The sequence below is a fragment of the Marinococcus sp. LNSP9103-4 genome (assembly GCF_056034345.1).
The window spans coordinates 46,502-73,346 of the sequence record NZ_JBQLIA010000004.1; the positions used below are offsets into that span (position 1 = coordinate 46,502).

Annotated in this window: 27 protein-coding genes; 18 read left to right on the forward strand and 9 right to left on the reverse strand. The window is 51.0% G+C overall.

Going from position 1 to position 26,845, the window contains the following annotated elements; translation table 11 throughout:
• Positions 1–29 precede the first annotated feature (29 nt).
• From ACTRXG_RS04040 to ACTRXG_RS04060, 5 genes are read left to right on the forward strand one after another with little or no spacing between them, the layout of a single operon-like run.
• On the forward strand, positions 30–1,031 hold the full coding sequence (locus ACTRXG_RS04040; RefSeq protein WP_474284103.1) for an XdhC family protein: 1,002 nt from the start codon (positions 30–32) through the stop codon (positions 1,029–1,031).
• Positions 1,028–1,630 (forward strand): nucleotidyltransferase family protein, encoded by a 603-nt coding sequence (locus ACTRXG_RS04045; RefSeq protein ID WP_474284104.1) that lies wholly within the window; start codon positions 1,028–1,030, stop codon positions 1,628–1,630. Before ACTRXG_RS04040 ends, ACTRXG_RS04045 begins: the two co-directional genes overlap by 4 nt.
• Entirely contained in the window at positions 1,606–2,472 is an 867-nt protein-coding gene (locus ACTRXG_RS04050) for an FAD binding domain-containing protein (protein ID WP_474284105.1), read from the forward strand. Before ACTRXG_RS04045 ends, ACTRXG_RS04050 begins: the two co-directional genes overlap by 25 nt.
• Positions 2,469–4,745, forward strand: a complete 2,277-nt coding sequence (gene pucD, locus ACTRXG_RS04055) for a xanthine dehydrogenase subunit D (protein ID WP_474284106.1) — start codon at positions 2,469–2,471, stop codon at positions 4,743–4,745. The genes ACTRXG_RS04050 and pucD overlap by 4 nt, the downstream gene beginning before the upstream one ends.
• Complete coding sequence (locus tag ACTRXG_RS04060; protein ID WP_474284213.1) at positions 4,742–5,224, forward strand: (2Fe-2S)-binding protein; 483 nt, start codon at positions 4,742–4,744, stop codon at positions 5,222–5,224. The genes pucD and ACTRXG_RS04060 overlap by 4 nt, the downstream gene beginning before the upstream one ends.
• Before the next feature lie 112 nt (positions 5,225–5,336).
• Here ACTRXG_RS04060 and ACTRXG_RS04065 read toward each other — a convergent pair whose 3' ends face one another.
• Entirely contained in the window at positions 5,337–5,549 is a 213-nt protein-coding gene (locus ACTRXG_RS04065; RefSeq protein ID WP_474280831.1) for a hypothetical protein, read from the reverse strand.
• A gap of 771 nt (positions 5,550–6,320) precedes the next feature.
• On the opposite strand from ACTRXG_RS04065, the gene ACTRXG_RS04070 reads away from it, so the two are divergent.
• Positions 6,321–6,749 carry a small multi-drug export protein gene (locus ACTRXG_RS04070; protein ID WP_474284107.1) on the forward strand — a complete coding sequence of 143 codons (429 nt, stop codon included), beginning with the start codon at positions 6,321–6,323 and terminating at the stop codon, positions 6,747–6,749.
• A gap of 63 nt (positions 6,750–6,812) precedes the next feature.
• Here ACTRXG_RS04070 and ACTRXG_RS04075 read toward each other — a convergent pair whose 3' ends face one another.
• The 3 genes from ACTRXG_RS04075 to ACTRXG_RS04085 form a co-directional block, all read right to left on the reverse strand.
• On the reverse strand, positions 6,813–7,919 hold the full coding sequence (locus tag ACTRXG_RS04075) for an AI-2E family transporter (protein WP_474261565.1): 1,107 nt from the start codon (positions 7,917–7,919) through the stop codon (positions 6,813–6,815).
• 175 nt (positions 7,920–8,094) lie between these two features.
• Entirely contained in the window at positions 8,095–9,228 is a 1,134-nt protein-coding gene (locus ACTRXG_RS04080) for an ABC transporter ATP-binding protein (RefSeq protein ID WP_474284108.1), read from the reverse strand.
• Positions 9,229–9,696: 468 nt separating this feature from the next.
• Entirely contained in the window at positions 9,697–10,431 is a 735-nt protein-coding gene (locus tag ACTRXG_RS04085; protein ID WP_474280823.1) for an SDR family oxidoreductase, read from the reverse strand.
• A gap of 146 nt (positions 10,432–10,577) precedes the next feature.
• On the opposite strand from ACTRXG_RS04085, the gene ACTRXG_RS04090 reads away from it, so the two are divergent.
• Genes ACTRXG_RS04090 through ACTRXG_RS04110 form a run of 5 tightly spaced genes read left to right on the forward strand, consistent with a single transcriptional unit; the run spans position 10,578 to position 15,165 of the window.
• Entirely contained in the window at positions 10,578–11,252 is a 675-nt protein-coding gene (locus ACTRXG_RS04090; protein ID WP_474284109.1) for a GntR family transcriptional regulator, read from the forward strand.
• Entirely contained in the window at positions 11,245–12,429 is a 1,185-nt protein-coding gene (locus ACTRXG_RS04095; RefSeq protein WP_474284110.1) for an amidase, read from the forward strand. The genes ACTRXG_RS04090 and ACTRXG_RS04095 overlap by 8 nt, the downstream gene beginning before the upstream one ends.
• Positions 12,430–12,443: 14 nt before the next feature.
• Positions 12,444–14,057 (forward strand): gamma-glutamyltransferase, encoded by a 1,614-nt coding sequence (gene ggt / locus ACTRXG_RS04100; protein WP_474284111.1) that lies wholly within the window; start codon positions 12,444–12,446, stop codon positions 14,055–14,057.
• A gap of 23 nt (positions 14,058–14,080) precedes the next feature.
• Positions 14,081–14,638, forward strand: a complete 558-nt coding sequence (locus tag ACTRXG_RS04105; RefSeq protein ID WP_474261559.1) for a chromate transporter — start codon at positions 14,081–14,083, stop codon at positions 14,636–14,638.
• Positions 14,635–15,165, forward strand: a complete 531-nt coding sequence (locus tag ACTRXG_RS04110; protein ID WP_474261558.1) for a chromate transporter — start codon at positions 14,635–14,637, stop codon at positions 15,163–15,165. Before ACTRXG_RS04105 ends, ACTRXG_RS04110 begins: the two co-directional genes overlap by 4 nt.
• On the opposite strand, the gene ACTRXG_RS04115 is transcribed toward ACTRXG_RS04110, so the two are convergent.
• Positions 15,157–15,798 (reverse strand): class I SAM-dependent methyltransferase, encoded by a 642-nt coding sequence (locus tag ACTRXG_RS04115; RefSeq protein ID WP_474284112.1) that lies wholly within the window; start codon positions 15,796–15,798, stop codon positions 15,157–15,159. The two genes, ACTRXG_RS04110 and ACTRXG_RS04115, sit on opposite strands and share 9 nt — an antisense overlap.
• 37 nt (positions 15,799–15,835) lie before the next feature.
• Positions 15,836–16,804, reverse strand: a complete 969-nt coding sequence (manA, locus tag ACTRXG_RS04120; protein WP_474261555.1) for a mannose-6-phosphate isomerase, class I — start codon at positions 16,802–16,804, stop codon at positions 15,836–15,838.
• 187 nt (positions 16,805–16,991) lie between these two features.
• Between manA and ACTRXG_RS04125 the strand changes: the two genes are divergently transcribed.
• The 6 genes from ACTRXG_RS04125 to ACTRXG_RS04150 all read left to right on the forward strand — a co-directional run bounded on the left by ACTRXG_RS04125 (position 16,992) and on the right by ACTRXG_RS04150 (position 23,202).
• Positions 16,992–17,852, forward strand: a complete 861-nt coding sequence (locus tag ACTRXG_RS04125; protein ID WP_474284113.1) for an alpha/beta fold hydrolase — start codon at positions 16,992–16,994, stop codon at positions 17,850–17,852.
• A 114-nt stretch (positions 17,853–17,966) separates the two neighbouring features.
• Positions 17,967–18,950: an ATP-binding cassette domain-containing protein gene (locus ACTRXG_RS04130; RefSeq protein WP_474284114.1), complete on the forward strand. Its 984-nt coding sequence runs from the start codon at positions 17,967–17,969 to the stop codon at positions 18,948–18,950.
• Complete coding sequence (locus ACTRXG_RS04135; RefSeq protein WP_474280807.1) at positions 18,947–19,777, forward strand: ABC transporter permease; 831 nt, start codon at positions 18,947–18,949, stop codon at positions 19,775–19,777. The genes ACTRXG_RS04130 and ACTRXG_RS04135 overlap by 4 nt, the downstream gene beginning before the upstream one ends.
• 756 nt (positions 19,778–20,533) lie before the next feature.
• Entirely contained in the window at positions 20,534–21,232 is a 699-nt protein-coding gene (locus tag ACTRXG_RS04140) for a response regulator transcription factor (protein ID WP_474261550.1), read from the forward strand.
• A complete protein-coding gene (locus ACTRXG_RS04145; protein WP_474261549.1) occupies positions 21,216–22,691 on the forward strand; it encodes a HAMP domain-containing sensor histidine kinase in 1,476 nt (491 codons plus the stop codon). The genes ACTRXG_RS04140 and ACTRXG_RS04145 overlap by 17 nt, the downstream gene beginning before the upstream one ends.
• An 82-nt stretch (positions 22,692–22,773) precedes the next feature.
• Positions 22,774–23,202: a hypothetical protein gene (locus ACTRXG_RS04150; RefSeq protein ID WP_474284115.1), complete on the forward strand. Its 429-nt coding sequence runs from the start codon at positions 22,774–22,776 to the stop codon at positions 23,200–23,202.
• A gap of 40 nt (positions 23,203–23,242) precedes the next feature.
• Here the strand turns inward: ACTRXG_RS04150 and ACTRXG_RS04155 are convergent, their stop codons facing one another.
• The gene (locus ACTRXG_RS04155; RefSeq protein ID WP_474261547.1) at positions 23,243–23,533 is read right to left on the reverse strand and encodes a DUF3892 domain-containing protein; all 291 of its coding nucleotides are present in this window, start codon (positions 23,531–23,533) and stop codon (positions 23,243–23,245) included.
• A gap of 136 nt (positions 23,534–23,669) precedes the next feature.
• Entirely contained in the window at positions 23,670–25,163 is a 1,494-nt protein-coding gene (locus ACTRXG_RS04160; RefSeq protein ID WP_474284116.1) for a UDP-N-acetylmuramoyl-L-alanyl-D-glutamate--2,6-diaminopimelate ligase, read from the reverse strand.
• A gap of 196 nt (positions 25,164–25,359) precedes the next feature.
• Here ACTRXG_RS04160 and ACTRXG_RS04165 point away from each other — a divergent pair, with 196 nt between their 5' ends.
• A complete protein-coding gene (locus ACTRXG_RS04165) occupies positions 25,360–26,154 on the forward strand; it encodes a PhzF family phenazine biosynthesis protein (protein ID WP_474284117.1) in 795 nt (264 codons plus the stop codon).
• A 66-nt stretch (positions 26,155–26,220) separates the two neighbouring features.
• Here the strand turns inward: ACTRXG_RS04165 and ACTRXG_RS04170 are convergent, their stop codons facing one another.
• Entirely contained in the window at positions 26,221–26,796 is a 576-nt protein-coding gene (locus tag ACTRXG_RS04170) for a UbiX family flavin prenyltransferase (protein ID WP_474261536.1), read from the reverse strand.
• Positions 26,797–26,845: the final 49 nt, after the last annotated feature.

The following is a 26,845-nucleotide window of genomic DNA, read 5'->3' on the forward strand; positions in this document are numbered from 1 at the left end:
CGGCTTTTTTTATAAAAGGAGCGAGATGCATGGACCATCTGCATGATATTATTCCGCAGCTTTCTGCAGACGAAAAACAAATACTGGCGACGATTACGAATGTGGAAGGGTCGGCGTACCGGAAGGAAGGCACGTCCATGCTGTTAAAGGCAGACGGAAGCTCTGTGGGGATGCTGAGTTCGGGCTGCCTTGAAGGGGATCTGCATTGCCGGATTGAGGAGGTGCATGCAGAGGGAGCACAAGTGGTTTCGTATGACATGCGGGGCTACGAAGAGCTTTCCTGGGGAGAAGGCACGGGGTGCAACGGCGTGATTGAAGTGCTGCTTGAACCGGTAACGGAGGAGCTCGAAGCCTCTATGCGCAGCATGCACGCTTTCGTGAAGCAGGGAGAAGCAGTGCTGAGGTGGGCCACGACTACAGAGAGCGGATGGTTCGTCTGCGGCGGGGAACCTGATGAAAAGGCAGAACAGTTAGCCGGGCAGGCGGCTGTGATGAAGCGTGGGAGCGGCCGTTCTTCTGTTTCAGACAGCCGGGGCGAAAAAATATTTGTCCAGAAGATCCTGCCAAGACCGAGGCTGTTTATTTTCGGTGCCGGCCCGGATGCGCTTCCGCTTGTACAAATGGCGGAGCGGTGCCGGTACGAGGTAACGGTTCTCGACTGGCGCCCGGCCGCCCTGGAAACACTCAGAAATGAGGTTCCGGAGGCGGGAAGGGTGCTCGGGTTTCCCCATGAATGGTGGTCGGAGACGGTGTTTCGCCGCGGAGACATAGCGGTGATTATGACTCATCATTTTGAAAGGGACAGAGAGGCGCTGACGCATCTTTTGCAGCAGCCAATGGCATATATTGGTGTACTCGGTTCAAAGGCGAGAACGAAACGCCTGCTGCAGACAGAGGTACTGCCGGAGATTGTTACCACCCCGATCGGTTTGTCGATCGGAGCTGAAGGCCCTGAAGAAATTGCGGTAAGCGTGATCGGAGAGCTGATTGCTCTTCAAAACGCCGCAAAAACTGGAGAGGTGATGGCATGAAAACGGCGGTAATTTATTTAGCAGCAGGGAAAAGCTCCCGCATGGGCCATAACAAACTCGAAAAACCGTGGAGAAATACGACGCTCGGAAGCAGTGCGCTGCAGCAGGTGCTAAAGAGCAGCGCAGAGGAAGTTATCGTCGTGACGAATCAGTCTGTATGGATAGATAACAGAATATTCGAACAAAATAAACGTCCGGTGCGTCTTGCAGCCAGTCCGCTGGCAGTGAAAGGGCAGGCATATTCCCTCCGGGCTGGAGTGAACGAAGCGGTACGTATTGGAGCGGAGGCGGTTCTCGTTGTACTTGCCGATCAGCCCGGTCTGACAGCGGAGACGATTGACCGGTTAATAGCGCAGGCACAGGCACAGACGTGCGATTTTACCGGGATGTGGACCGGGAGGCATTACCAGCCGCCTATGCTGTTTAAAAAACAGATGTTTGCTGCTCTGCAGAGTGTGGAGGGTGACCGCGGGGCTGCTTCTATTCTGCGGAGGACGCATACGTGGACAGGAAGCCCGTACGTAGGCTTTAGGCAATTCGAGCAGCTTGACGTTGACACCGAGGAGGAATACAGATGGATGCTGCACACACACCAGTAACGCCGGTGGTATGGATGCCGGAAACGGTACAGGAAGCTTTTGCTCTGTATCAGGAACATTTTCCTGATGCGGAATGGATCGCCGGAGGCACGTGGCGGCAGGTCGAGCGGGAAAAAGGGAGGGTGTTTACCGGCAATGTGATCGTGCTTGAGCGTATATTCGGGCTCTCTTCTCTGCAGGAAGAAGAAAAGTACGTACGGATCGGAGCCTGTATGACACTCGAACAATTAATAGAGGAGCCGGTCATTTCCCGGGAAATACTGGGGGAAACGCTGCGGCGGATTGCTGCTCCGGCTGTCCGTACGCGGGGCACCATCGGCGGCAACATTATGTACGGCCACGGAGACACCCTGCCGGCACTGATTGCGCTGCAGGCGGAGCTCGAAATCTGGAACGGGGAATCGTATGCACGTATTCCGGTGGAAGAAGCAGCTTCCTATGACGGTATATTTCTATTAACAGCTGTGCTGCTGCCAAAAACGCTGGAAAAAGGACCGGACAGCGTACACTTTTTTGAAAAAATCGGACGCAGGGAAGCATTCACTGCCTCGCTCCTTGCTGTAAGCGGCTGCGCCCGCAGGCAGGGAGACGGAAGCATGAGGGCGAGGCTTGCGTTAGTAGGCGGAAAAGACGCCCCGGTGCGGCTTCGTTATGCAGAAGCATGTGTGGCCGACCCCGAATGGACACCGGAAGCGTTCTTTGAGGCTCTTGCAGCTGATTATCAGCCGGAGGATGAACCGTTTTCTTCAGGAAACTACCGCCTGCAGGCGGCCGCCCACTTATTTTTATCCCACCTGTGGCTCGAAGATAATGCAGAAAAGGGAGGCGTGCATAAAGCATGAAACAGCCAGAAAATCAGCGCCGGCCGGACGCTGTACCGAAAGTAACCGGAGCCTTGAAGTATTTAACCGACCGTTTTGAAGAAAATATGCTGATCGGAAAAGTGCTGCGAAGCGAATACCCGCATGCCCGTATTAAAAGCATCGATACGTCAGCAGCCGAAGCGCTGGCCGGCGTTCATGCGGTGCTGACACATCATGATGTGCCGGGGCTAAACCGCTTTGGCATCGTTATGCCGGACCAGCCCGTATTTTGTGAAGACAGAGTACGCTATACGGGAGATGCAATAGCCGCAGTGGCAGCAGACTCAAAAGAAACGGCAGATCAGGCCCTGGCAGCTGTAGTAGTGGAATACGAGCCGCTGGATGTGCTTGATTCGATCGGAAAAGCGCTGGCTCCCGAAGCGGAACAGCTGCACGAAAATGGGAACATCCTGCATGAAGCTTCCTATACACGCGGGGATCTGCAGGAGGGCTTTACGGGCTGTACCTGTATTGTCGAAGAGACGTATCAGCTGCCCCGTCAGATGCATGGCTATATGGAAACGGAGGGCGGGGTGGTTGTTCCGGAAAAAGATGGGGGCATTTCCGTATACATGGCTACACAGCACGGGTTTAAAGATCGTTTTCAGCTGTCGAGAATTCTGGACGCTCCGGAAGAGAAGATACGCATCATTTCAAGTCCAATCGGAGGGTCGTTTGGCGGCAAGGATGAGCTGAACCTGCAGCCATACGGGGCCCTGCTGGCACTGAAAACAGGGCGTCCGGTGCGGGTGCATAACACCCGGGAAGAGTCGATACGGGCAGGATTGAAGCGCCACCCGATGACAATTACGATGCGGACAGGCGCTGATGATAGCGGACGCATACTCGCGCATGAAACAACCATTTATGCGGATACCGGGGCTTATGCCACCCTCGGCCCGGCGATTCTGGACTTTGCTGTCGAGCATGCCAGCGGGCTGTATCCCATCCCAAACATTACGACCACCGGTGTTTCCGTGTTTACAAATAACGGTGTAGCTGGGGAATTTCGCGGTTTTGGCGGTAATCAGGTAACGTTTGCGCTTGAGGGGCAGATGGACCGGCTGGCAGAAAAGCTTGGAATGGAAGGAACGAAGCTGCGGGCCAAAAATATGAGAAAGCCTTCAGATGCCGGCCCGCTTGGCCAGGAAATTGCTCCGACGGACGGTGGACAAATGATACTTGAAGACGTCACCGCCTGGCAGCAGCTGCCGCTGAATAATGCGGGAGAAACCCTCTGGGTGAAAAACGGCCGGGGCGGTGCTGTATCCATGCACGGGGGTGGTCTTGGCTATGGACGGCTGGACCCTTCTGGCGGGCGGCTTGCTCTTACAAAGGATGGAAAGCTTGAAGCTGCTTTCGGGTTTGAAGAATGCGGCCAGGGCATTACAGCCGTGATTGAAACGGTGATGAAAGACACATTTTCCTGTAAGGAAGAGGATATTGAAATAACAATCGGTGATACAAATAAAGTGCCGGTTTCAGGTTCAACGACCGCTTCACGCGGCACGAGTATGGTCTGGACAGCGGTGGAAAACATGAAGACCTCCTTTCGCAGACAGCTGCTTAGCGAAGCATCGAGAGTAACCGGTACGGCTGCAGCAGATTTATATCTGGAGGCAGGAGGCATTCATAAAAGAGGCGCAGAGCCCTCGCTCTTTTTAAGCTACAGGGCGTTAGCAGAATATGTACAGGACGGGGATATTGAAACGCACACGTCGTTTGATTTTCCGGTGACGCCGGATGAAGTTGACTCCGGTCATTATTTGTATTCCTTCGGCGGTGTGAGCGCAGAGGTGGAGGTAAACCTTTTAACCGGCACCGTGCGGGTGCTTGATTTGAAACAGTCTGTATCGGCGGGGCCGGTCATGTATCCGCAGGGGTACAGGGGACAGATTGAAGGCGGCGGCATCATGGCGCTCGGGTACACGTTGATGGAGGACGCCGTGATGAACGGAGGGCACTATCAAACGGAAAACTTCGATACGTACTTGATGCCGGGAGTAAAGGACCTGCCGGATAATGTGACGGTAAAGCCGCGTGAAGAAGTGATGGAAGGGGACATTCACGGACCAAGGGGCGTCGGGGAAATAGGGACAATTGCAGTGGCGCCGGCCATTGCGGAAGCTATTTACCAGGCCATTGGAGCCCGTCCGGAAAAGCTTCCTGTTTCCAGAGAGTGGGTACTGCAACAGATTCAGCAAAGGGGGCTTCTGCCTTGGAACAAACCAGAAAAGATTCCCGGGGGATAGAGCACTGGCAGGGCACATACTCGTGTACCTTCCGCGTAAACGGTGAAGAAGTGAGTGTCGATGCTTCTCCGATGGACCGGGTCGTCGACCTTTTAAGAGACCGGCTGCATGAAACAGGTACAAAAATTTCCTGCGGCATCGGCCGGTGCGGTGCATGTTCGCTCTGGGTGGACGGCAGGCTCACAAGCTCGTGTCTGCTGCTTGCCTACCAGGTGGAAGGAAAAGAAGTGAAGACTATCGAGGGCATGGGTACAGAGGAGCGCTGCAGTATAGTACAGGAAGCATTTATGAATGAAGGAGGCTTTCAGTGCGGCTACTGCACGCCGGGCATGATCATGGCCGCAGAGTCGCTGCTCAGGCATACGCCGGACCCGGACGATGAAGAGATCCGGGAAGGGCTGTCCGGAAACATATGCAGATGTACCGGCTACAGCGGCATCATCCGGGCGGTGAAAGCAGCCGCCGCCAATCTCCAGTAATAAATCAGGCCCGGGCTGCGCGCCAGGGCTTTTTGCATGCCTGCATAGATAAAAAACCATACAAAAAGCCGGCATTCCCAAGCTTGCCGGCTTCCCCCTGTTATATCTTTATTTACGTTACTTTCCGGAGTGGTATGACGGTCTTGTATCTGCGGGACACAGTATCATACGCCTGCAAAAGCCTTCGCATCACTTCCACTTTCTTCTCTGAGTCGACGCCCTGATCCAGAATCGTACGGGATAACTCCATGAAGCTCTGATGCGGATCATCAGAAGATTCAAGCAATTCCACATAAAGCGTCTCATTTTTCTCCGACACTGCCATTCGCCCCCTCTTAACACTTTTTACACCATTGTCGAAAGGAAAAGTTCGTTACAGTTACCGTACCACGATATAAATTTGGAAGAAATGCTAAATAAGTAACAATTCTAATTACAGATAGCGTGCTTGAGGGGATTCCGGTCTGATAAGAGAGGCAGCAAATGCAGGCCGCATTTATAGTATTGTACTAAAATATATGCGTTAAATGCTTTAGTATCAACACTTCACTGTTTTGGATAAAAACGGAATACAATAATCATAAAAAAGCGCAGGCGGGAACTAGGTCCCGCTTTCAAGAATAAAGGCCTATCTTTTTTTCAAGGTGCCTGAAAAGCATGCTGATGCATAGTAAAATGTGAAAATACTGGTATATAAGTAATTTTGAGATAAAGAAATTAAAAAGTACGAGGAAAGTATTAAATATGCATTTTGAAAGACTATTTACCTGTTTTCACCTTTTTCTTTATCGGAAAAATCGATAATTGGAGTTTTTTGCACGCTTTTAATTGAAAAATAGCTCCCTTGGTTAAAATGTGCAAAAAATTTACAAATATTAGTGCTTTAGAGTGCTTTGAAAAGACGGCTCCAGAAGCAGAGCTTTTCAAGTAAACATTCATATGACTGATGTATATATAGTTATATTTAGTAATTGGAATATATTAATACATATAAGGAGTTAATTACTTCTTAACAGGTTTTTTCGCTTCCCAGCCAGAATAACGCGTGCTAAAATAATTTTTGTGTGAAATTTTCGGTAGGGAGGGGGGAGAAATAATGGAGTATATCTTGATGGCTGCATTGGCCTGGTTTATGGGTTATTTTCCACTGTTTGAAATTTACATCGCAGTACCTGCAGCGATGGGGGCAGGATTTGATCCTGTATCGGCTGTTTTGTGGGCGGCCGTAGGAAACTTTATGGCGGTGCCGACCGTGACGCTTTTTTACCGCCAGCTGGAGAGAGTCAGCTTTTTTTCCAATTGGATGGAAAAATTAGCCGGCAACCGGTTCCGGGGCAAAATAGAGCAGTACGGAGGCTGGGTTATTCTGCTGCTGGCGCCGATTGCAGGCGTCTGGGCCATTGCCGTGATTGCCAAAGCCATCGGCATGTCAAAGCGGACATTGTTTCTCTCCACCGGTACGAGTATTCTTATTTACGGCATTGCCATTGCCGGGTCGATGCAGCTTGGCCTCGGTTGGTTTTAAGGTTTAGAACAGTAAAAAGGCCGGCAGCACGCACAATCATGCGGCTGCCGGCCTTTTTTATGGTTAAATCATTTCTTCGCGCCGGTGCTTGTTCCCGCGCCGGTTGATCTGCCAAATCCGATACAGGTTGGTAACGACCACTTTTATGAGGGCGTACGCCGGTATAGCGAGAATCAGCCCAAGGAGTCCGAACATGCTGCTTGCAAACAGCAGGACGAAAATGACGGTGACGGGGTGCACCTTCAGCACACGTCCCATAACCTGCGGAGAGATTAGGTTGGATTCAAACTGCTGGATAACAACGACACCGAGAATAACGAGCAGCGCGGTAATCGGGGATTGAAATAACCCGACGATTACGGCTGGTATGGTGCCGATAAACGGTCCGACAAATGGAACAAGATTCGTCAGCATACAGATGATGCCGAGAATGAGCACGTAGTCGAGACCGATAATCCAGAAAAGGATCATGGAAAGAATACCCACGATAAAGCTGACGGTAATCTGTCCCTGAATATAGTTCGCAAGCGCACGGTCCATATCCTGTAAAATTTTGTGTACCTCCGGACGGTGCTCACGATCCACAAATTTCAGCATAAAGCCTGGAAGCTTATGGCCTTCGCGCAGAATATAGAAAAGCACAAACGGAATAACAAACAGGATAACAAAGAAACTAACGATGGCACTCCCTATTGTAACTATTGTTGAAACAAGCGAATCCGTGATCGTACTGGCTGAATTCTGCAGCTGGGAGCCAAGAGAATCCATAGAGATGTCATTCCCCTGCATGATTGGCTGTATAGCCGGATGGTTCTGGTTGTTCATGATAAAGGACTGTACCTGTTCAAAGTAGCGGGGAATCTGGTTGATCAGCTGATTAAACTGGCTGGCAATAATCGGGCCGATTAAATTTATAATCAAAGCAATGACACCGACAAGCACACCGTACAAAAGCAGGATGGACAATGAACGGGGTATGTACTTGGAAATCATAGTAACAAACGGCCGGAACAAATAGCTTAAAATGCCGGAAATAATAATGGGAGCGGCGAGCGTTCCTACTAATACGAATAAGGGCTGAAAAATATAGTCTACCTGCCGGGCCATAAAGGCAATGGCTAAAAAGACGAGTATACCTAACGATACACGAAACCATTTGTATTGGTACATGTTTTACAATCACCACTCTTTTCTTAATAAGGGATAAACGAAAATCAAGACGTTTGTACACGTTCCCTTCATTATACAGGCGGAAACATAAAACTGTACTTAATGGGAGCAAAATTTTTCTAAAAAAGCATAAAAAAGCACCCGTCCCGAATGGGAACAGGTGCCGTATTCTGCTTTACTGAGTGGCGGAGGTGGCGGAAAGATCTTTTAATTCCGGAGTCAGTACTTCTTCCGTTTCCGGGCTGAAGAAGTGGCAGCGGTCCATATTGAAGAAAAGGTCGAGTTTGTCTCCGGCATGAATGCTGCTGTTCGCATCCACGCGGGCAATAACCTGTTTGCCGTTAACGCTGGTGTAGAGCATGGACTCTGCCCCGTTCATTTCAGCTACTTCAATATCAAGGCTCAGTTTATTTTTCGAGGAAGTAGTACCACCCATTACATGGTGGATGTCTTCCGGACGGATGCCGAAGGTTACTTTTTCATCTGCAAATCCACGGTCACGCAGCGTTTGCATTTTGTTTTCCGGGATTTCAAGCTTATGTTCGCCAAGTTCAAGGATATTGCCGTTGATCTGTCCCTCGAGGAAGTTCATTGCTGGTGAGCCGATGAAACCGCCTACAAAAACGTTAGCAGGGTGATCGTATACTTCTTTAGGAGAGCCTACCTGCTGCACTACGCCGTCTTTCATAATAACGATACGGGTCGCCATGGTCATAGCCTCTGTCTGATCGTGCGTTACATAAACCGTTGTACTGTTTAAGCGGCGGTGAAGCTTAATGATCTCTGTACGCATCTGTACACGAAGCTTCGCATCTAGGTTGGAAAGCGGCTCATCCATCAGAAATACTTTAGGGTCGCGGACGATAGCACGTCCAAGAGCAACACGCTGACGCTGACCGCCGGAGAGCGCTTTTGGTTTACGGTCAAGATAGTCTGTCAGCCCGAGGATATCGGCTGCGTTTTTCACACGCTGATCAATGTCCTCTTTTTTGAACTTACGGAGCTTCAGGCCAAAAGCCATATTATTGTATACGTTCATGTGCGGATACAGGGCGTAGTTCTGGAACACCATCGCGATATCGCGGTCTTTTGGAGAAACGTCGTTGACGCGTTCATCTCCGATATATAAATCGCCGTCCGTAATATCCTCGAGTCCGGCAATCATGCGGAGAGTAGTGGATTTCCCGCAACCCGAAGGACCGACGAAAACGATAAATTCCTTGTCCTCAACATCAAGATTAAAATCATCTACTGCAGTAACGTCACCATCGTATGTTTTTGTAATGTGATTCATGCGGATACCAGCCATAATAAGTTCGCTCCTTTTGAAGAAGGTTTATGTTATCTGTTGCTTATATTAAAGAAAACGCTTACAGATTAATATAGACAACCTGAACAAAGTTAACAAAAGAAATGTTGTGCAAGGTGAATAGAAAGGCGCAGGGTGTTTGATCACCATCCCTGACGGCTCGTCGGTTTCAGACGGATTGAGACGAAGTCACAAACGCTCTGAAATCACGAACGGACGGGGATGGTAACACCCGGAGCTGGACAGATAGAAAAGCTTAGGAGCCTTGCTCAACCGCGACAGGTGCTTCCCAGACGTGCAGGGCAGCAGGCTGCCCGAAGTCGGCTGGAAAGTAACCCCGAGCGGTTAGGCTCCGTAAGCTGGACAGAAAGAAAAGCGGAGGAAGCCGTTCAGCGGCGCAGGCAAAGGATATTCGACTAAAATCGCTACATCCTGCAGCGACATCGAACTGATCGGCGTCATGCCCAGCTAGCTGCGTAAAAATCCGCCTTCGGAGTGGATGACCTGGCCGACGATCCAGTCCGACTCGTCTGACAACAGAAAGGCGATTGCTTTGGCTGCGTCTTCCGGCTGTCCAATCCGACCTTTACTGAATTTTTTCGACAGCTCTTTTTCCATAGCCGGATCCATCCATCCGGTGTTCGTCGGCCCCGGATTGACGGCGTTAACGTTGATATCATACGGCGCGAGCTCGGCAGCCAGGGATTCGGTAAATGCCCGCACCGCTGCTTTCGTAGATACGTAGGCAATTTCGTTTACCATCGGTCCGAGATCCTGTCCGGAGGTCAGGTTTACGATCTTTCCGGTGATACCAAAATCAATCCACCGCTGGGCGATTTTCGTGGTAAGCAGAAAAGGGGTACGCATATTAACGTAATAATGCTCATCAAGCGATTCCCCGTTCAGGCGCTCGTAGCTGTCGTTGGCTGAATAGGCAGCGTTATTGACGAGTGCGGTCGGAAACAGCGGCAGCTCGTTCAGCTGATCGAGGAGTTCATCCGGCGCGCCCGGATTCGAGAAATCGGCTTCGATATAATAAATTTCGATGCCCTGGTTTTCGAGATGCAGTTTAAATTCTGCCGCCCAGTCGATGTCTGAGCCCCAGGTAGTGAAAATAATATTTTCTCCCCGCTCGGCAAGCAGACGGCAGACGGCAGCACCGATTCCCTGATCATGGCTCACGCCGGTTACTAGTGTTGTCATGGTATCGTCCTCCTTGAGCTTCTCTTCTTTTAAATATGAAGGAAAAGCGCCGATAAAGTAAACTAAAAACTAGTTTGCAGAAGAGGATTTTTCTGATAGAATATTAAAAAATGTTTGTGATCACAGATCACAAAGGAGCGAGTGCTGTGAATCAACCATCTTTGCATGTGTCAACGTTACGTACAGAAGTGTACAAACTGCTGAAGCAGCAGATCATTCAGGGAGAGCGGCGGCCTGGCGAGAAGGTGACCATCCGACAGATTGCCGGGGAGTTCGGGGTGAGCACAATGCCGGTCCGGGAAGCGATTACGACGCTGAAAACAGAAGGCTTTTTGTTTGAAGAAAAACGGAGTGTCTATGTGAGCCGTCTGTCTGCCAGTGAAGTCCGCGAGCTGTTTGCCATCCGCAATAAACTCGAAGAACTGGCGGTGGCATGGGCCTTTGAACAGATGAATGAAGAGAACCTGCGCAGGCTTCAGGAGCGAATCGCCGAAATGGACCGGTACGCTTCAGATCCGGTGGAGTGGCGGCAGCAAAATCGGCTGTTTCACCAGATCTGGTACGAGGCCTCCCGCTCCGAGCCACTGATAAAATCGCTCGAATACGTATGGAGCCGTATTGAAGCATACATGAACATCTATACAAATATTGATTCCGACGTGCATTCGATTCACATGTCGCAGGACGAACACAAGCAGATGCTTGCTCTGCTGCAGGAGAATAAGCGCGAAGAACTGCTTCAGCTGAACGGAGAGCACGCGGAAAAAACGGCCGAAGCCATTATCCAGGCCATTTCCGAGGAGGATTCGACAAATGAATAAACAGGAAGCGTTTATGAATAAGAAGCTGCGGCTCGAGCCTACGATGAGCGGGAATCTTTCCGGCTATACGTTTGCAGTGAAAGACGTGTTCGCGGTTCACGGTGCAAAAACATCTGCGGGCCACCCGGAATGGCTTCGAACCCACCCGGAAAACACAGCTAATGCGCCGGCAATTGAACGCCTGCTTCGGAGCGGGGCTGCGCTGACCGGAACGACTATTAGCGATGAATTAATGTACAGCCTGCACGGAGACAACGTGCATTACGGCATGCCGGTCAATCCGGCCGACCCGGAAGCAATACCGGGAGGGTCCTCGAGCGGATCGGCCTCAGCAGCAGCGGCCGGCAGCGTCGATTTTGCCCTTGGTACGGATACAGGCGGCTCGGTGCGCGTGCCCTCCTCCTACTGCGGCCTGTACGGCATACGCCCGACGCACGGGGCCGTATCGCTTGAAGGCGTCGTTCCGCTCGCTCCGAGCTTTGACACTGTCGGCTGGATGAGCAGAGACCCCGGGGTTTTGCAGCAGATCGGGGACGCGCTGCTTCCGGCAGTGGAGGAAGAAATGCCGTACCGGACAATCTGGTGGGAGGAAGAGGCGTGGAAGGAATATGCCGATGAATACAAGCAGGCGCTTGGAAGGGTGTTTTCCGCCGTGCAGGCGCAGGCCGAAACGCTGAATGAAAACAGGCTGGCAGAAGACTCGCTCGCAGAATGGGCTGAAGTTTTTCGACTGCAGCAGGCAGTGGAAATTGGAGAAATTCATCGGGAATGGATCAGGGAGTATAAGCCGTCGTTTGGACCCGGTGTCCGGGACCGGTTTGCGTTTGCCGCAGACACCCGGCGGGAGGATTATCCAGACATATTTGAAAAACGGAAACAATTGCAGGAGGAGGTGCAGCAAAGGCTGGGACAAGACACGGTGATGGTTATTCCGACTGTGCCCGGACCGGCCCCGAAAATTCATGCCGGGGAAGAGGAGATCCAGGCGGTGCGGAAACGCACGATGCAGCTGACCTGTATTGCGGGTATCGGAGGGCTGCCACAGGTAACCATTCCAGTGGAAATGCCGGGAAAAGCTCCGATCTCGATTTCAATTATCGCCAATCGGAACGATGATCGCCGGCTCCTGTCATTTGTCCAGCATGTCGTCCACCGTCTTCAGCATACTGATTTATAAAAGGAGCGATTATCATGATTTCATTTGATCCGCACCATCATCCATATGCATCCTACCGCACGCCAACGTACGGTAAAAAAGGCATGGTGGCTACGTCACAGCCGCTTGCTTCCCAGGTAGGTCTCGACGTTTTAAAAAAAGGAGGCAACGCTGTGGATGCAGCTGTTGCTGTAGCAGCAAGTCTGACCGTACTCGAGCCGACATCCAACGGGATTGGCGGTGATGCCTTTGCGCTCGTCTGGATGGACGGCGAGCTCCATGGCCTGAATGCCAGCGGCTATGCGCCGGAGGAGCTTTCGATCGACGGGTTGTATAAAGACGGCTACGATGAAATGCCAAAACGGGGACCGGTACCGATTACGGTGCCAGGAGCGCCGGCTGCGTGGGCAGAGCTGTCCCGTGCTTTCGGTAGGCTTCCATTTTCAGAATTGATCGCTCCAGCTGTGGCTTACTCTGAGGAAGGCTATCCGGTAGCGTCCACGCTGGCAACGCTGTGGGCGTCCGCCTTTGAAACACTGGAGCAAGAGCTCGATCCGACAGTGTTTGCCGACTGGAGCCGGGTGTTCGCTCCGGAGGGCCGCACCCCGGCTGCGGGAGAGCTGTGGAGCTCCAAAGAGCATGCGGAGACGTTAAAGGAAATTGCTGAAACAAATGCAGAATCGTTTTACCGCGGAGACCTGGCGAAGAAAATAGACACCTACATGAAAGAGCAGGGCGGCTATCTGCGCTCCAAGGATCTGGCGCTGTACAAGCCGGAGTGGGTGAAGCCGATCTCGGTGCACTACAAAGGATATGACGTCTGGGAAATTCCGCCGAACGGCCAGGGGATTGTTGCTTTAATGGCTCTGAACATATTGAAGGGGTATGATTTTCAGGAGCGCGACAGCGTCAACACCCTTCATCATCAAATGGAGGCGATGAAGCTTGCATTTGCGGACGGAGAAAAATATGTCGCCCATCCGGACGCCATGACCCGGACCACCGAAGAGCTGCTCTCGGATGCGTATGGAGAGGCCCGGCGCGGTGAAATTGGAAATGAAGCGATGGTGCCCGAAGCAGGAGATCCGCACAGCGGAGGCACAGTGTACCTGGCAGCTGCTGACGGGGACGGCAATATGGTTTCATTTATCCAGAGCAATTACATGGGCTTCGGCTCAGGAATGGTGGTGCCGGAGACCGGAATCGCCCTTCACAACCGGGCGCACAATTTTTCCATGGATGACAGGCACGCCAATGGGCTGATGCCCGGAAAACGGCCGTATCATACGATTATTCCCGGTTTTTTGACTAAGGGCAGTGAACCCGTGGGACCGTTCGGGGTGATGGGGGAATTCATGCAGCCCCAGGGCCATATGCAGATGATCATGAATACTATTGATTTCGGTCTTCATCCGCAGGCGGCCCTGGATGCACCGAGATGGCAGTGGAAGCGGGATAAGCTGATTACAGTGGAGCCTGACTTCTCCGCGGCAGCCGCTCAGGCGCTGAACCGGAAAGGCCATACGGTGAAAATAGAAACAGAATCCTCGAGCTTTGGCCGTGGACAGATTATATGGAGAGATCCGGAAACTGGAGTACTCTGCGGGGGAAGCGAATCCCGCACAGACGGCAACGTAGCTGCCTGGTAATAAAGAGAGAAGAGGTGGAAGTGATGCAGTGGAAAATTTTTCTCGCCTTTTTCCGGGTCGGTATTTTTGGCTACGGGGGAGGACCGGCGTCGATTCCACTCGTGCAAAAAGAAGTAGTGGAGCACTATGAATGGATGACTGACGAGGAATTCGGCGATACACTAGCGATTGCCAACACGCTTCCGGGGCCGATCGTCACCAAGCTTGCCGGATACATCGGCTACAGCCGCGGCGGTGTTCTTGGGGCGCTGAACGGAGTGGCGGCGATCGTCGCCCCGACGGCACTGTTGATGATTTTGTTTTTCAGCATTTTGTCCCAATACCGGGACGCTTCGTGGGTGAGCGGACTTGCAAACGGAGTGCTTCCCGTAGTGACGGTGCTGATGGGAGTGCTGACATGGGGATTTATTAAAAAATCCGGCGGTGACCTGGGCTGGAAGAAGACGATAGCATTTATTATCGGGGCCGCTGTGGTACTCGGTGTGCTCGGTGTGCATCCGGCGATCGTTATTGCAGTGCTTCTGATTGCTGCACTGGTTCAGAAGGATTCTGCTAAACGAGAGGAGGACACCTCCACGTGATATACTTAGAGGTTTTTATGGCGTTTTTTATCCCGGGTATTCTCGGCTACGGCGGCGGTCCGGCGTCCATTCCGCTTATCCAGCATGAAGTGGTGAACCGGTACGAATGGATGAGCGTGGGTGAATTCAGTGAAGTGCTGGCTATCAGTAACGCCCTGCCCGGACCGATTGCCACAAAAATGGCCGGCTACATCGGGTATGAAGTCGCCGGCTGGCCGGGGCTTGCTGCCGGTCTGTTTGCGACCGTTGCCCCGTCGTTAATTTTAATGATCGTCCTAATGGGCTTTTTGTACAAATACAGGAACTCCCCGAAGGTAAAACGGCTCACCGCCTATGTGCGTCCGGTCATTGGAGTGCTGCTGGGCATATTAACGCTGCAGTTTTTCACCAGTGCCTGGGAGGGCGCAGGCGGCTGGCAGACAGCCGGGATGCTTGTGGCAAGCTATCTGCTGCTTGAAAAAACGAAGCTGCATCCGGCGCTGGTCATTGTGCTTGCCATCATCTACGGCATTTTGTTTTTAGGCTGATCGGTCTGGAGGAAGAACAGCCTGCATGGATAGTAAAAATCCCTGGAAATAACTGTCGGTTCCAGTAATGCTCCAACCGGCCTGCTCAATGTGCGAATGGGTGGGGCGATCGAGGTGACAGCCGTCGCAAAAGTGCTTCCATACCGGCGTTATATTATGCTGGACACGCGCTGCCGCTTGTTGGGGCATCTGGACATGCTCGAGAAAATAGGCCGCAGCTCCCGGTTTACATACCCGTTTTAATTCCTGCAGTACCTGGATGGGGTCCTCGACAGAACAGAGCACGAGTGTACAGACAAGGCTGTCGAAGGTATTGTCTTCAAATGGCAGTCGCTCAGCTGAGGAACCGAGTGTGCGAATCGGGACGTGAGCGTGCATCTGCGCCGGAATAGACTGCTTGCGCATCCGGTCATTCGGCTCGATGGCAGTTACTTTTGCAGCTGCCCGGTAGTAAGGAAAATTTGCTCCGGGACCGGAGCCGATCTCGAGTACGTGGCCGGAGAGAGAGGGAATGTGTTTTTGCCGGAGCGCATAAAGAAATTGTTTTTCTACCGGCTGCATGATCGGAGTATATAATAGAGGGAACATGTTCATCGTACCGCCGCCAATCCTTGTTTTTTTATAGTATAACAAAACCACCCTCTGCCTGGCAGAAGGTGGTTTTCTGTATTTAGGAGGAGTGAAGGGAGGCATTCGGATGAGACACAATGCAGGTGACATTGCCGTCGATCGTGAAGTCGGTTACGTGATTCGGGACGAGAAAATGATCGCCTTTTTGGATTGGGGCGCTGTCCGTCAGGTTATCGACAGTGCCGCTGCCCTCAATGACGCTGCAGAGCAGAAACGGCGCTTCGCAGGTGAATGAAGCTGTGCCGTGCACCTCCCATTTGTAGACGGAAAAGTAGTCTGCCTCCACAAAGGTGGTGACTTCTGCCTCGCCGTCGGATTCCACAGAAGGGTCCACTTTAGCATCCTCATGAGGAAAATGAGTCACGTCGAGGGCCTGCTGCAGATGAAGCTCCCGCTTGTTTCCTTCGTTATCGGTCCGGTCGTAGTCATAGACGCGGTAGGTGACGTCCGAGTTCTGCTGGGTTTCCAGAATAAGCACGCTTTCGCCAATAGCGTGCATCGTGCCGCTCGGTACGTAAACAAAATCCCCGGGCTTTACCGGCACTCTCCGTAAAAAAGCGTCCCATTCGCCGGCGGCAATGAGCTCCGTGGCCTCTGACCGGCTGTCGGCGTTGTGCCCGAGTACGAGCTCCGCGTCTTCATCGCAGTCAATCACGTACCAGCATTCAGTCTTGCCGTATTCGCCGTTTTCATTAGCGGCGGCGTACTGATTGTCCGGATGCACCTGCACCGAAAGATCCTTGGCCGCGTCGAGAATTTTCGTTAACAGCGGAAAGCGGTCGCCTTTTAACGAACCGAACCATTCCCGCTTATCCTGCCAGAGGTTCAGGAGCGTTTTACCCGCGTAGGAGCCGTTCGCTACAATGCTTGAACCGTTTTGATGAGCGGCAAAGACCCATGCTTCACCGGTCGATGCTGATGGGATGTTGTAATTAAAATGAGTATGTAACTTATTTCCACCCCAAATGCGTTCCTGAAAGATTGGTTGAAAAAAGATAAATTGATCCATGGTCAGCCTCCGTTTATAATTTGTCTCTTATTTAATATGACAAAGAGCAGAATGCTTTGCAATTCCTGCGTGAATGTTTATGAAAATCCTTCCGTAAATTTTTTCCGTTCTCAGCGGAAATGCGCCCGGCAGCCCACTTCATTATAGGATATAGTAAAAGTATAGAAAATGGGAAGGGGAGCAGAGCATGAAGCGGACACTTGGTATGTGGTACCGGAAGGACGGTACGCAGATGGAATACACCATTTGTGGGACTGGGGAGCCGGTGCTGGTAATGCATGGAGGACATTCCAATTGCATGGAGGAGATGGGCTATGCACCACTCGTGAAGCGGGGATACAGGTTAATTACGCCTTCGAGGCCCGGGTACGGAGCCACAAGCGCAGAAATCGGCGCCTCTCTGGAAGGAACCGCAGAAGCCTGCGCCGGTCTGCTTGATTATCTGCAGATAGACGCTGTTCATGTGCTTGCGGTTTCCGCCGGAGGGCCGAGCGGGTTGATGCTTGCTTCAGCTTATCCTGAACGGGTGCGTACATTGACGCTTGAGTCAGCGGTCACTACCGAATGGCTGACGAAAAAGGATGCTGCCTACAAAGCAGCAAAGGTGCTGTTTCGGCCGATAGTGGAACAAGGAACATGGGCTCTGCTGAGGATGGCTGTCAAAAGAAGGCCGGAAATGATATTTAAACAAATGGCTGCCTCGTTCAGCACGCTTTCGTATGAACGTATTCGTCAGGAAATAGACAGCAGGGCTCTTCAGGAATTTGCCAGTATGATAGCAGCACAGAGGTCTGGGAAGGGTTTTCTGATTGATGTGAACACAAATGCGGCAAAAGAGGTGCAGCCGATGATTTATGCACCGGTGCTGATTGTGCACAGTGAGCATGACGCTTCGGTGCCTCTAGAGCATGCGTACGAGGCTAAACGTTTAATACCTCAGGCGGAATTAACTATTCTGGATTCGTGGGGGCATCTGATCTGGATCGGGTCGGGAGCAGAGTACAGAGACCGTGCTGTGTTAAATTTCTTAAAAAAGAACCGGCTGTAAAAAAATACGAACATACGTTTTTACAGCAATCGAAAAGAAGTCCGGGTGGGCTGGCAGTGCTATCATAAAGAAAAAGGAGACGGTTTAGAGACGACGTATAAGGAGGTACAAGGGATGGGCAACGAGGTGGACGAACAAAGAATCGCTGTTGACGTCAAAGGTCTGGTGAAGACATTTGAATCGATCCGTGCGGTGGACGGGATTGATCTGGAGGTGCCGGCAGGAACAGTGTACGGAGTACTCGGTCCAAACGGAGCTGGAAAAACGACAGTTCTCCGCATACTTGCGACCCTTCTCCAGCCCAGTGAAGGCCGGGCAAGTGTGTTTGGCCATGATGTAGTGGAGGGGGCAGCGTTCATAAGGAAGCGGATCAGTATGACAGGACAGTTTGCCTCAGTGGATAAAGATTTATCCGGTTTGGAAAACCTTCATTTAATTGGGCGGCTGATGGGTTTTACACGAGTTCAGGCAAAATCCAGGGCGTACGAGCTGCTTCGTGCTTTCGGACTTGAAGAAGCGGCAAAAAAACAGGTGAAGCAGTATTCCGGCGGAATGCAACGCCGGCTTGATATCGCTGCAAGCATTGTCGTAACACCGGATCTGTTGTTTTTGGACGAGCCGACGACAGGCCTTGACCCAAGAAGCCGCAATCAGGTGTGGGATATTGTACGGACGCTGGTGGATACGGGCACCACGGTGCTGTTAACTACTCAGTATCTGGATGAGGCGGATCAGCTGGCGGACCGGATCGCGGTGATTGACCAGGGAAAAGTCATCGCAGAAGGAACGAGTGGTGAATTGAAGGCATCAGTAGGAGTGGGCAAGCTGCATGTCCGTCTTCAGGACCCTGGGCAGCGGCCGCTCGCTGCCCAGCTGCTGCAGCAAAAGCTGGGGACAGCTGTGAATTATTCCTCTAATGCCTCGGGATTGACGGCCCAGGTGGCAGAGAACAACCTGGCGGTACAAATACTCGATGAATTAAATAAAGCCGGTATCGCTGTTTCAGACTTTTCTGTAGGCAAACCGAGCCTGGATGAAGTATTTCTTACCCTGACTGGACGTTCAGCAGAAGAGGAAGAAGTGGAGGCGGAAGCATGAACAAAAAACAGGCTCCTCTCAGTCAGCAGGATGTGCTCCGGGCCGCAGTGTCGACCAGCGAACGTCCAAAAAACGCAGGCCCGGTCTCGGCGTCACTTACCTTTGGCGGCAGAATGCTTCTGAAAATCAAATATGTGCCCGAGCAGCTGTTTGATATTACTGCTTTTCCAATTATCTTTTTGCTTATGTTCACCTATTTATTTGGCGGCGCCCTTGCCGGATCGACAGAAGCCTATTTACAGTTTGTGCTGCCGGGGGTACTGGTGTTGACCGTAGTTAGTATTACGATGTACACAGGTATCGAATTAAACAACGATATTACCAAGGGGATATTCGACCGCTTCCGGACCCTGCCAGTCTGGAGGCCCTCCGTTCTAGTCGGGGCTCTGCTCGTGGATCTTGTCAGGTATTCGATTGCTTCTACGATTATGATTACACTTGGCTTTATCCTTGGGTTCCGGCCGGAGGGCGGGCTGGTGGGTATACTGCTGGGCGTAGGCATACTGCTTGTGTTTGCCTTCAGTCTTTCCTGGATTTGGACGACGCTTGGCATCGTGATGAGGTCGGAAAAGTCACTGATGGGAGCAAGCATGATGGTTCTGTTTCCATTAACTTTTATCAGTAATGTGTTTGTGGATCCCGAGACAATGCCCAGCTGGCTTCAGCCGATTGTGGAAATCAACCCGGTATCGTTTCTTGTTGTAGCTGTCCGCGGGTTTATGGGTGGAGACCCGGCCTTTGCTGAGGTCGGATGGGTGCTGTTGGTTTCATTTTTATTAGTCCTCGTATTCGCACCGCTGACCATGTATTTGTATTATAAAAAATAGAAGGATTGAAGCGGCTGGGCAGCACGTCTGCACTTTTTTCATTGTCCAGCTCCGAATGTTACCGGCTGTGGGCCGTTCAAGATTCAGTTCGTTTGCGCCTTCGTCTCAAGACAGGCTGAATTCGAGCCGTCCCAGCCAGTAATCAAAAATTCTCCGCTTTTCTTTTGAAAAAAATTTCTTTTGACATTTTGCTGACACACAGACCACTTATAGTAATAAATGTAGAGGCCGCCACGGCTTAAAACACTTCCGCGCCGCACCAGGTACCAACTTCCTTAGAAAGCGGAGTGAAAGCCGGCTTCTGATACAGTTGCCACGTAAACGGCATCGAATCATCATTTTCTTCCGCCCTATATTTGCTGCATTGTCGAAAGGGAAAGTGCATCAAATAACTGGCACATATGAAGAAAAGGTGAGGATATGCAGCTTACTGGTTCCAGGACCTTAAATATGTTGACCCCCCTAGAACAACGATTGATCGTCCTGTAACTGCAGAAGAAGCCGAAGAGTCATGTGGATACGATGGCCCTATGCAAACAATCCAATTGTGTTTTAGCTGGGTATTATTACTCGGCTTAAGAGCTGCACTCACTCGGGTAGTGCACTCTTCATGGAATTACCCCCTAGATTCATATAGCTGTACGCCCTCGTTCCCCCGCGAGGGTCTTTTTTTTGTACCGGATTGCATGGGAACCCGTTTGTTCCTGCGCTTCGTTGATTTATAATGAAAGTACATAGAGAAGGGAGAGAGCGTATATGAGCTCGATTCTTGTAATTGAAGACGAAACATCGATCAGCCAGGTGCTTCGGGCCTATCTTCAGAAGGCGGGCTTTGAAGTGACTCAAATATATGAAGGAAATGAAGCCGTGGAGACGTTCGATCGCGGGAATTTTGATTTAGCCTTAATTGACGTCATGCTCCCGGGACGGGATGGATGGGCAGTACTCGAACATATTCAGAATACAAGCGACTGCCCGTGTATTATGCTGACCGCTCTTGGGGATGTGGACTACCGATTAAAAGGATTTGACGGCGGGGCGGACGACTACATTCCGAAGCCTTTTGAAGGTGATGAAGTCGTAGCCCGTGTCCAGGCTGTACTCCGGCGCAGCGGTAAAACAGCCTCGCCAGCGGAGGAGGAGCAGTACCTTAAACGGTTCGGAAGCCTCGTCATTGATGAAAAGGCATACGCTGTGACGCTGAACGGGCTGCAGCTCGATCTGACACCGCGGGATCTGTCGCTGCTTATTTTTCTGAGCAATCACCCGAATCAGTTTTTTGACCGGGAGCAGTTAATTTCCCACGTGTGGGGCATTGATTACGAAGGGAGCGACCGCGCGGTGGATTTGGCCATCAAGCGGATACGCCGGTCACTGAAAAACTGGCCGGTGGAAGAAGGAGAAATACGAACGCTCCGGGGAGTGGGGTATCAGCTCAGTGTTAAAGAGGAATAAAGATAAAAAAGTTTCGCTGCTCCGATACTGGACGACGCGCTATTTTATTACGCTCTGTATCGGCTTGATTATTATTGGCCTGATTTCGTTTTTCTGGCTCCGCTCCTATAATCTCGAACGCGGGCTGAACGTTACTTCCTTCCTGGCGGATGAAATCTCGGAGGATTTGGCCGGGGCAGAAGATAATTCGATTGGCTTAAATGCGGATCTCGCATCATACGTGCGTGAGCGTCAGCAGACGTTTGATATTGAAACGGAGCCGCTAGTATATGTTGTGGACAATAATGGAAATATTGTATCCAACTCTTTGTTCGGAAATTCGCTGTATCAGGAGCCTGTCGTGTTCCCGGATTCATTTCTTGATTCCGGGCCGCAGACGGTGAAAGTCCAACAGGGAAGTCTGGAGCAGTACCTGGTCAAGTCACGTATTCAGGGCGATGACGGCTCTTTCGAAGGATGGGTGGTGATCGTTCAGCCGGCCGATTCACTGGTAAGAGTCGGCGGTCAGTATCAATTGGTCGGTATCCTGCTGGTGAGTCTGGCTTTGCTCGGGTGGCTCACGATTTATATTCTTTCCAAACGAATGCTGCGGCCAATCAAGCAGATTGCCGAAGCCTTTCAGCGTGTAAAGGAAGAAAAGTACGCCATTCGTATTGATACCGAGGCGAAAGAGCGGGAGGTCGATGAACTGGTTACCGGCTTTAATGACATGACGACGAGACTCGGGCAGCTTGAAAGCATGCGTACCGAGCTGCTGGCCGGTGTTACTCATGAATTGAAAACTCCGGTTACCTCCATAAGTGGGATGGTGCAGGCGGTTAAAGATGATGTAGTAACTGGGGACGAGGCGAAGGAATTTTTGAGCGTGACGCTGGCGGAAACGGGCAGGATGCGGAACATGATTGCGGACCTGCTTGAATTTAACACCTTCTCCTCCCAGGGAGTGCCGACAGACATGCAGCCATTGACGCTGGAGTCACTCTTGAATGAGGTCATCCATCAATGGTCGATTTCCAATGACACGGACCGGCTGGATATTCAAAAGCTTTACGGCGAAGAGACGCATGCGGTTTACACTGATCCGATGCGCTTCCAGCAAATTATGGTTAATCTTTTGAATAACGCGAACCAGGCAATGAAGAAGGAAGGCACGCTGACCATACGATGCAGTGAAAAAAGCGAGCACATGGTGGCTATTGAAGTGATAGACAGCGGCATTGGTATTGATGAGGAGGAGCAGCTGCTCGTATTTGAGCGCTTCTACCGGGGAGAAAATAAAAAGTATAATGTGCACGGCCTCGGCCTCGGGCTGCCGTTCAGTAAATTAATCGCCCAGGGGCTCGGCGGCGACCTGTACCTCCAATCGAGCCGGCCGGAAGAGACCATCTTTGTATTTGAATTGCCGCAGGACGTGCCGGATCAGAATAACGATCGTGAAAAACAAACGGATGTGATGTGAAAATTCCTGCCTGACTTTTTCCTGACATTATTCATTTATATGATGAATAAAAATATACTCTATATAAAAAGAGGTTGAGCAGATGAAAAAATGGATGTATGCCGTCATTACCGCCTGTATACTTTCGAGTGTTGCCCTGCCGGCCAATGTATCGGCGCAAAAAAGCGAAGCCGGAATAGAACGGATGGGTACGGATATCCGGGAAAATGATTTAATGAAAAAAGCAGAGCAATACGGCATAGCTGTCAAAGGCAAAGATGAACAGACCGTAATTGATGAAGTACTTTTATCGGAATGGAAGGAAAAAGCATCCGTTTACGGAGTGGAAGTCACTGAAGATGTCTCACAGATGATGGCGGGCGTAAGGGAGAAGGAAATTATGCACGCGGCCCAGGTGCTTGGCATTAATACAGAAGGAAAAGATACCGAGGATATGCTTGAAGAAGTTTTAAATGACTATGCCGCTGAGGCTGAGGCGCGGGGGCTGTATCCGTTTGAACAGGAACTGTAAAAAGCAGCGTTCTCCCGCGGGAGAACGCTGCTTTTCTGAGTTAAGGCATGTAGGTAGGATCAAATGTGGGAAGCTTTAACAAATTGTCTGTTGTTGACTGATCCGGGTGGGTCCGGAGATAGGCAGGAGTGTCCGGGTCTTCCGGGTGAACCGTGTCCACGCGTACTTTGTCCCCGCCGTCTACGCGGTAATAGTAATCCTTACCGTCATCAACGCTTGCGATCGCTTTTTCTATTGTTTCTTCGGTTCCGTCCACCAGCTGTATATGCGTAATGTGCTCTTCTTTTTCACGGCCGCCGTCAAAATGAATGGCAGTAATTTGATAATCCATGAAAAGCCTCCTTTACATATTCTTGATAGTGCCTTTCCCGGTAAGCTGTTTTATTAATCTTAATGATATGAGCGGCCGGCACAGACGAGCCAAAAAACCGGAAAACAATTTTACATGTTTTCCGGTCATAGATTATTTATGATAATTGCCGGTTTTCCTGAAAATAAGAGTCAATCACTTCGAGTTCATCGTAAGGAACATGCTGATCGTTAATGACCTGGTAACCACCGAAGCCGAGACCGGTAATGACGATAAGGTCGCCGTTTTCCGCCAGCGAGAGAGCCTTATGAATGCCGTCCTCCCGATGTTTTCTTTTGTATATATTCTCTGCCTCGGGATCGCTAAAACCAGAAGCAACGTCATCGACAATGCGCTGGCGGTTGTATGGGCCGGGGTGATCGACAGAAACGATGATATGATCTGCTTTCCCCTCTACAGCCGCTGCCATTTTCGGACGTTTGGCCGGGTCCCGGAGGCCGATTCCGGTAATCATGAGGATAAGCCTTTTATGAGGGAGGCTTTTAACTGTCTCCACGACCAGCTCCAATGCGTCAGGCGTATGGGCGTAATCGAGGATAATCTGCTTTCCTGGATAATCGGAGACAATCTGGAAACGCCCTTCCGCACCCTGAATGTCTGGAAGTGAGCACAGAATTTCGGATACCGAATAGCCGGCAGCGAGACACGAGCCTACCGCAGCCAGGGTATTGGAAATATTATATTCGCCAAACACCGGAGCCCTTGCTAAGTAGGAGCGCCCTTGTACCGTCAGCAGAAAGCTTGATCCGCCTGTACCCGTGCGGATGTTGCTGGCCATAATATCTGCAGAGCGCCGGATGCCGTATGTCCAGACCGGGCCGTCGAACATGTTTAAAATGTCCTCGGCCATACCGTCATCATCAAGATTCACCACGGCCTGGCGGGACTGCCTGAATAATTTTAATTTTGCCCGTTTATAATTCTCCATCGTGCCGTGAAACTCCATATGCTCAGATACGAGATTAGTGTGAACGCCCACCTCGAATTCGAGTCCGTGCAGGCGTTTTAAATCAATGGCAATAGAGGTCGCCTCCATTGCTACTGTGCGTGTCCCTTCTTCATAAAAGGAAGCGAAAATATCATGCAAATCGGCCGCTTCCGGCGTCGTCGGGGTGGTAGGCTTAAACGGATGCCTGCTATTTTTTGACCATACTCCAGCTGTTCCTATAATGCCCGCGGGCTCTCCTAAATTGTTCAGCATTGACCGTATATAAGCCGTAACAGTCGTTTTTCCGTTGGTCCCTGTTACGCCGAAAAGGTTCATTTTTTTGTGAATGTGGTGGTGCAGATGCGCTGCATAGTCAGCCATCGCTATTTTGCTGTCCTCCACGAGAACGAATGTGAGGGCTGGAAATGAAGCAGCATAATGGGTGAGTGTATCGCGGTCGCTTCCTACGATGGTGGATGCGCCGTTGCGGACAGCATCCGGAATAAACGTGTGGCCATCCATGTTTTTGCCCGGTATCGAGACAAAGCAGCCATTTTCCTGGACTTTCCGGGAATCATAAGTGACATGAGTAATTGTCGATTCAGCTGGGCCGAAAACGTCCTGAAAAGGCAGAGAAGTATCTTTTTTCCATATCCATTTCATTTAGTTGTATTTCTCCTTTCTGCTTGTAGTCACAACTACCGGGGCAGGAAGTATGTGTGATACCCCATTCCCTATCAAATGGAGAATTAATCCTTGTTTCCTAAATACATGTTTTCCTTAAAGTGTATAAACTCCTAAAGAAAGGACTCACGTGCTACAATACAGGCAGAATCAAAAGCATAAAGGAGAAAAAAGAATGAAAATATACACGGTGGATGCTTTTACGAGTAAAGCTTTTTACGGAAATCCGGCAGGCGTCTGCCTGCTGGAAGAAACAGACCAGAAGTCTGAGGCATGGATGCAGCAGACAGCTGCAGAAATGAATCTTTCTGAGACGGCATTCCTGGTTAAAAGAGGAGAAAGTGAATACGGAATACGCTGGTTTACCCCGTCCGTTGAAGTGGATTTGTGTGGTCATGCGACGCTTGCCTCAGCGCACGTGCTGTGGGAAGAAGAAAAGATTCCGGAAACGGGGGCGATTACGTTTCAAAGCGCGAGTGGACCTTTGGCTGCCTTTCAAAAGGAGGGAACCATCTGGCTCGACTTTCCGTCAGAGCCGCCGGAGCCTGCGCCTTTAAATGAAGGGCTGCTTGAGGCTCTCGGGGTGGAGGCACCTGCGGTGGAGCAAAACCGGATGGACGTTATTGTAGAAGTCGATTCCGAACAGACGCTCCGAGACATCGTCCCGGATATGAAATCATTAGCCCAGCATACGACGCGCGGATGTTTAGTTACTTCTCTATCAGAAGAAGAGGGAATCGATTTTGTGTCACGCTGCTTTTTCCCAGCCATTGGGGTGGATGAAGATCCGGTAACAGGTTCGGCGCATTGTGCACTCGGTCCGTACTGGGCAAAACGTATGGCAAAGCAGAACTTCACGGCCAAACAGGTCAGTAAGCGGGAAGGTGTTGTAGAGGTGGAAATGCACCGCAGCCGCTGTCACATCGGCGGACGGGCAGTCACTGTTATGAAGGGCGACTGGCTGGCATGATAAAGCTTGAAAGGGATCTTATATGTGAAATAGAAGCGGGCGCCCGGCATTAGTAGGCGCCCGCTTCTATTTATGTTTTGATGAAGGCATGCCTTCCCAGCGATCAGCTTCTTCCATATGAATGCCGAACTGGTCGAGCGTGCGGTAAGCAATATGGTCGACAAGTTCATTGATATCTGCCGGCTGATTGTAAAAAGCAGGCATCGGTGGAGCAATGGTTACGCCGAGCTTGGAAAGGGCGAGCATGTTTTCCAGGTGAATGGTGTTAAGAGGCGTTTCCCGGGTCATTAAAAGCAGGTGCTTGCGCTCTTTTAAAACCACGTCGGCGGCGCGGGCAATAAGGTTATCCGCAAAGCCGTGACGGATGGAGGCAGTCGTTTTCATGCTGCAGGGAGCAATAATCATGCCTTCGGTACGAAAGGAGCCGCTTGATATGCGGGCGGCCTGATCCTTTGAGGAATACGAAACGTCTGCAAGCGCCTCTACCTGGGACGCTGTATACGAAGTTTCAAGTGGAATAGTAGCCTTGGCCCAGGAGGATAAAATCAGGTGGGTTTCAATGTCGGTGGATTTTAATATTTCGAGCAGACGGATGCCAAAAATGGCTCCCGTGGCGCCGGTTATGCCAATAATTAATTTCAAAAAAAAGAACCTCCTTCATGAAGGCCGTATGAAGACCTTGTTCGCTCGT

Excerpts from the sequence above, each read along its gene's own strand:
- ACTRXG_RS04040 (WP_474284103.1), top strand. The coding sequence starts at position 30 with ATGGACCATCTGCATGATATTATTCCGCAGCTTTCTGCAGACGAAAAA.
- ACTRXG_RS04045 (WP_474284104.1), top strand. The coding sequence starts at position 1,028 with ATGAAAACGGCGGTAATTTATTTAGCAGCAGGGAAAAGCTCCCGCATG.
- ACTRXG_RS04050 (WP_474284105.1), top strand. The coding sequence starts at position 1,606 with ATGGATGCTGCACACACACCAGTAACGCCGGTGGTATGGATGCCGGAA.
- pucD (WP_474284106.1), top strand. The coding sequence starts at position 2,469 with ATGAAACAGCCAGAAAATCAGCGCCGGCCGGACGCTGTACCGAAAGTA.
- ACTRXG_RS04065 (WP_474280831.1), bottom strand. The coding sequence starts at position 5,549 with ATGGCAGTGTCGGAGAAAAATGAGACGCTTTATGTGGAATTGCTTGAA.
- ACTRXG_RS04070 (WP_474284107.1), top strand. The coding sequence starts at position 6,321 with ATGGAGTATATCTTGATGGCTGCATTGGCCTGGTTTATGGGTTATTTT.
- ACTRXG_RS04075 (WP_474261565.1), bottom strand. The coding sequence starts at position 7,919 with ATGTACCAATACAAATGGTTTCGTGTATCGTTAGGTATACTCGTCTTT.
- ACTRXG_RS04080 (WP_474284108.1), bottom strand. The coding sequence starts at position 9,228 with ATGGCTGGTATCCGCATGAATCACATTACAAAAACATACGATGGTGAC.
- ACTRXG_RS04085 (WP_474280823.1), bottom strand. The coding sequence starts at position 10,431 with ATGACAACACTAGTAACCGGCGTGAGCCATGATCAGGGAATCGGTGCT.
- ACTRXG_RS04095 (WP_474284110.1), top strand. The coding sequence starts at position 11,245 with ATGAATAAACAGGAAGCGTTTATGAATAAGAAGCTGCGGCTCGAGCCT.
- ggt (WP_474284111.1), top strand. The coding sequence starts at position 12,444 with ATGATTTCATTTGATCCGCACCATCATCCATATGCATCCTACCGCACG.
- ACTRXG_RS04105 (WP_474261559.1), top strand. The coding sequence starts at position 14,081 with ATGCAGTGGAAAATTTTTCTCGCCTTTTTCCGGGTCGGTATTTTTGGC.
- manA (WP_474261555.1), bottom strand. The coding sequence starts at position 16,804 with ATGGATCAATTTATCTTTTTTCAACCAATCTTTCAGGAACGCATTTGG.
- ACTRXG_RS04125 (WP_474284113.1), top strand. The coding sequence starts at position 16,992 with ATGAAGCGGACACTTGGTATGTGGTACCGGAAGGACGGTACGCAGATG.
- ACTRXG_RS04130 (WP_474284114.1), top strand. The coding sequence starts at position 17,967 with ATGGGCAACGAGGTGGACGAACAAAGAATCGCTGTTGACGTCAAAGGT.
- ACTRXG_RS04135 (WP_474280807.1), top strand. The coding sequence starts at position 18,947 with ATGAACAAAAAACAGGCTCCTCTCAGTCAGCAGGATGTGCTCCGGGCC.
- ACTRXG_RS04140 (WP_474261550.1), top strand. The coding sequence starts at position 20,534 with ATGAGCTCGATTCTTGTAATTGAAGACGAAACATCGATCAGCCAGGTG.
- ACTRXG_RS04150 (WP_474284115.1), top strand. The coding sequence starts at position 22,774 with ATGAAAAAATGGATGTATGCCGTCATTACCGCCTGTATACTTTCGAGT.
- ACTRXG_RS04155 (WP_474261547.1), bottom strand. The coding sequence starts at position 23,533 with ATGGATTATCAAATTACTGCCATTCATTTTGACGGCGGCCGTGAAAAA.
- ACTRXG_RS04160 (WP_474284116.1), bottom strand. The coding sequence starts at position 25,163 with ATGAAATGGATATGGAAAAAAGATACTTCTCTGCCTTTTCAGGACGTT.
- ACTRXG_RS04165 (WP_474284117.1), top strand. The coding sequence starts at position 25,360 with ATGAAAATATACACGGTGGATGCTTTTACGAGTAAAGCTTTTTACGGA.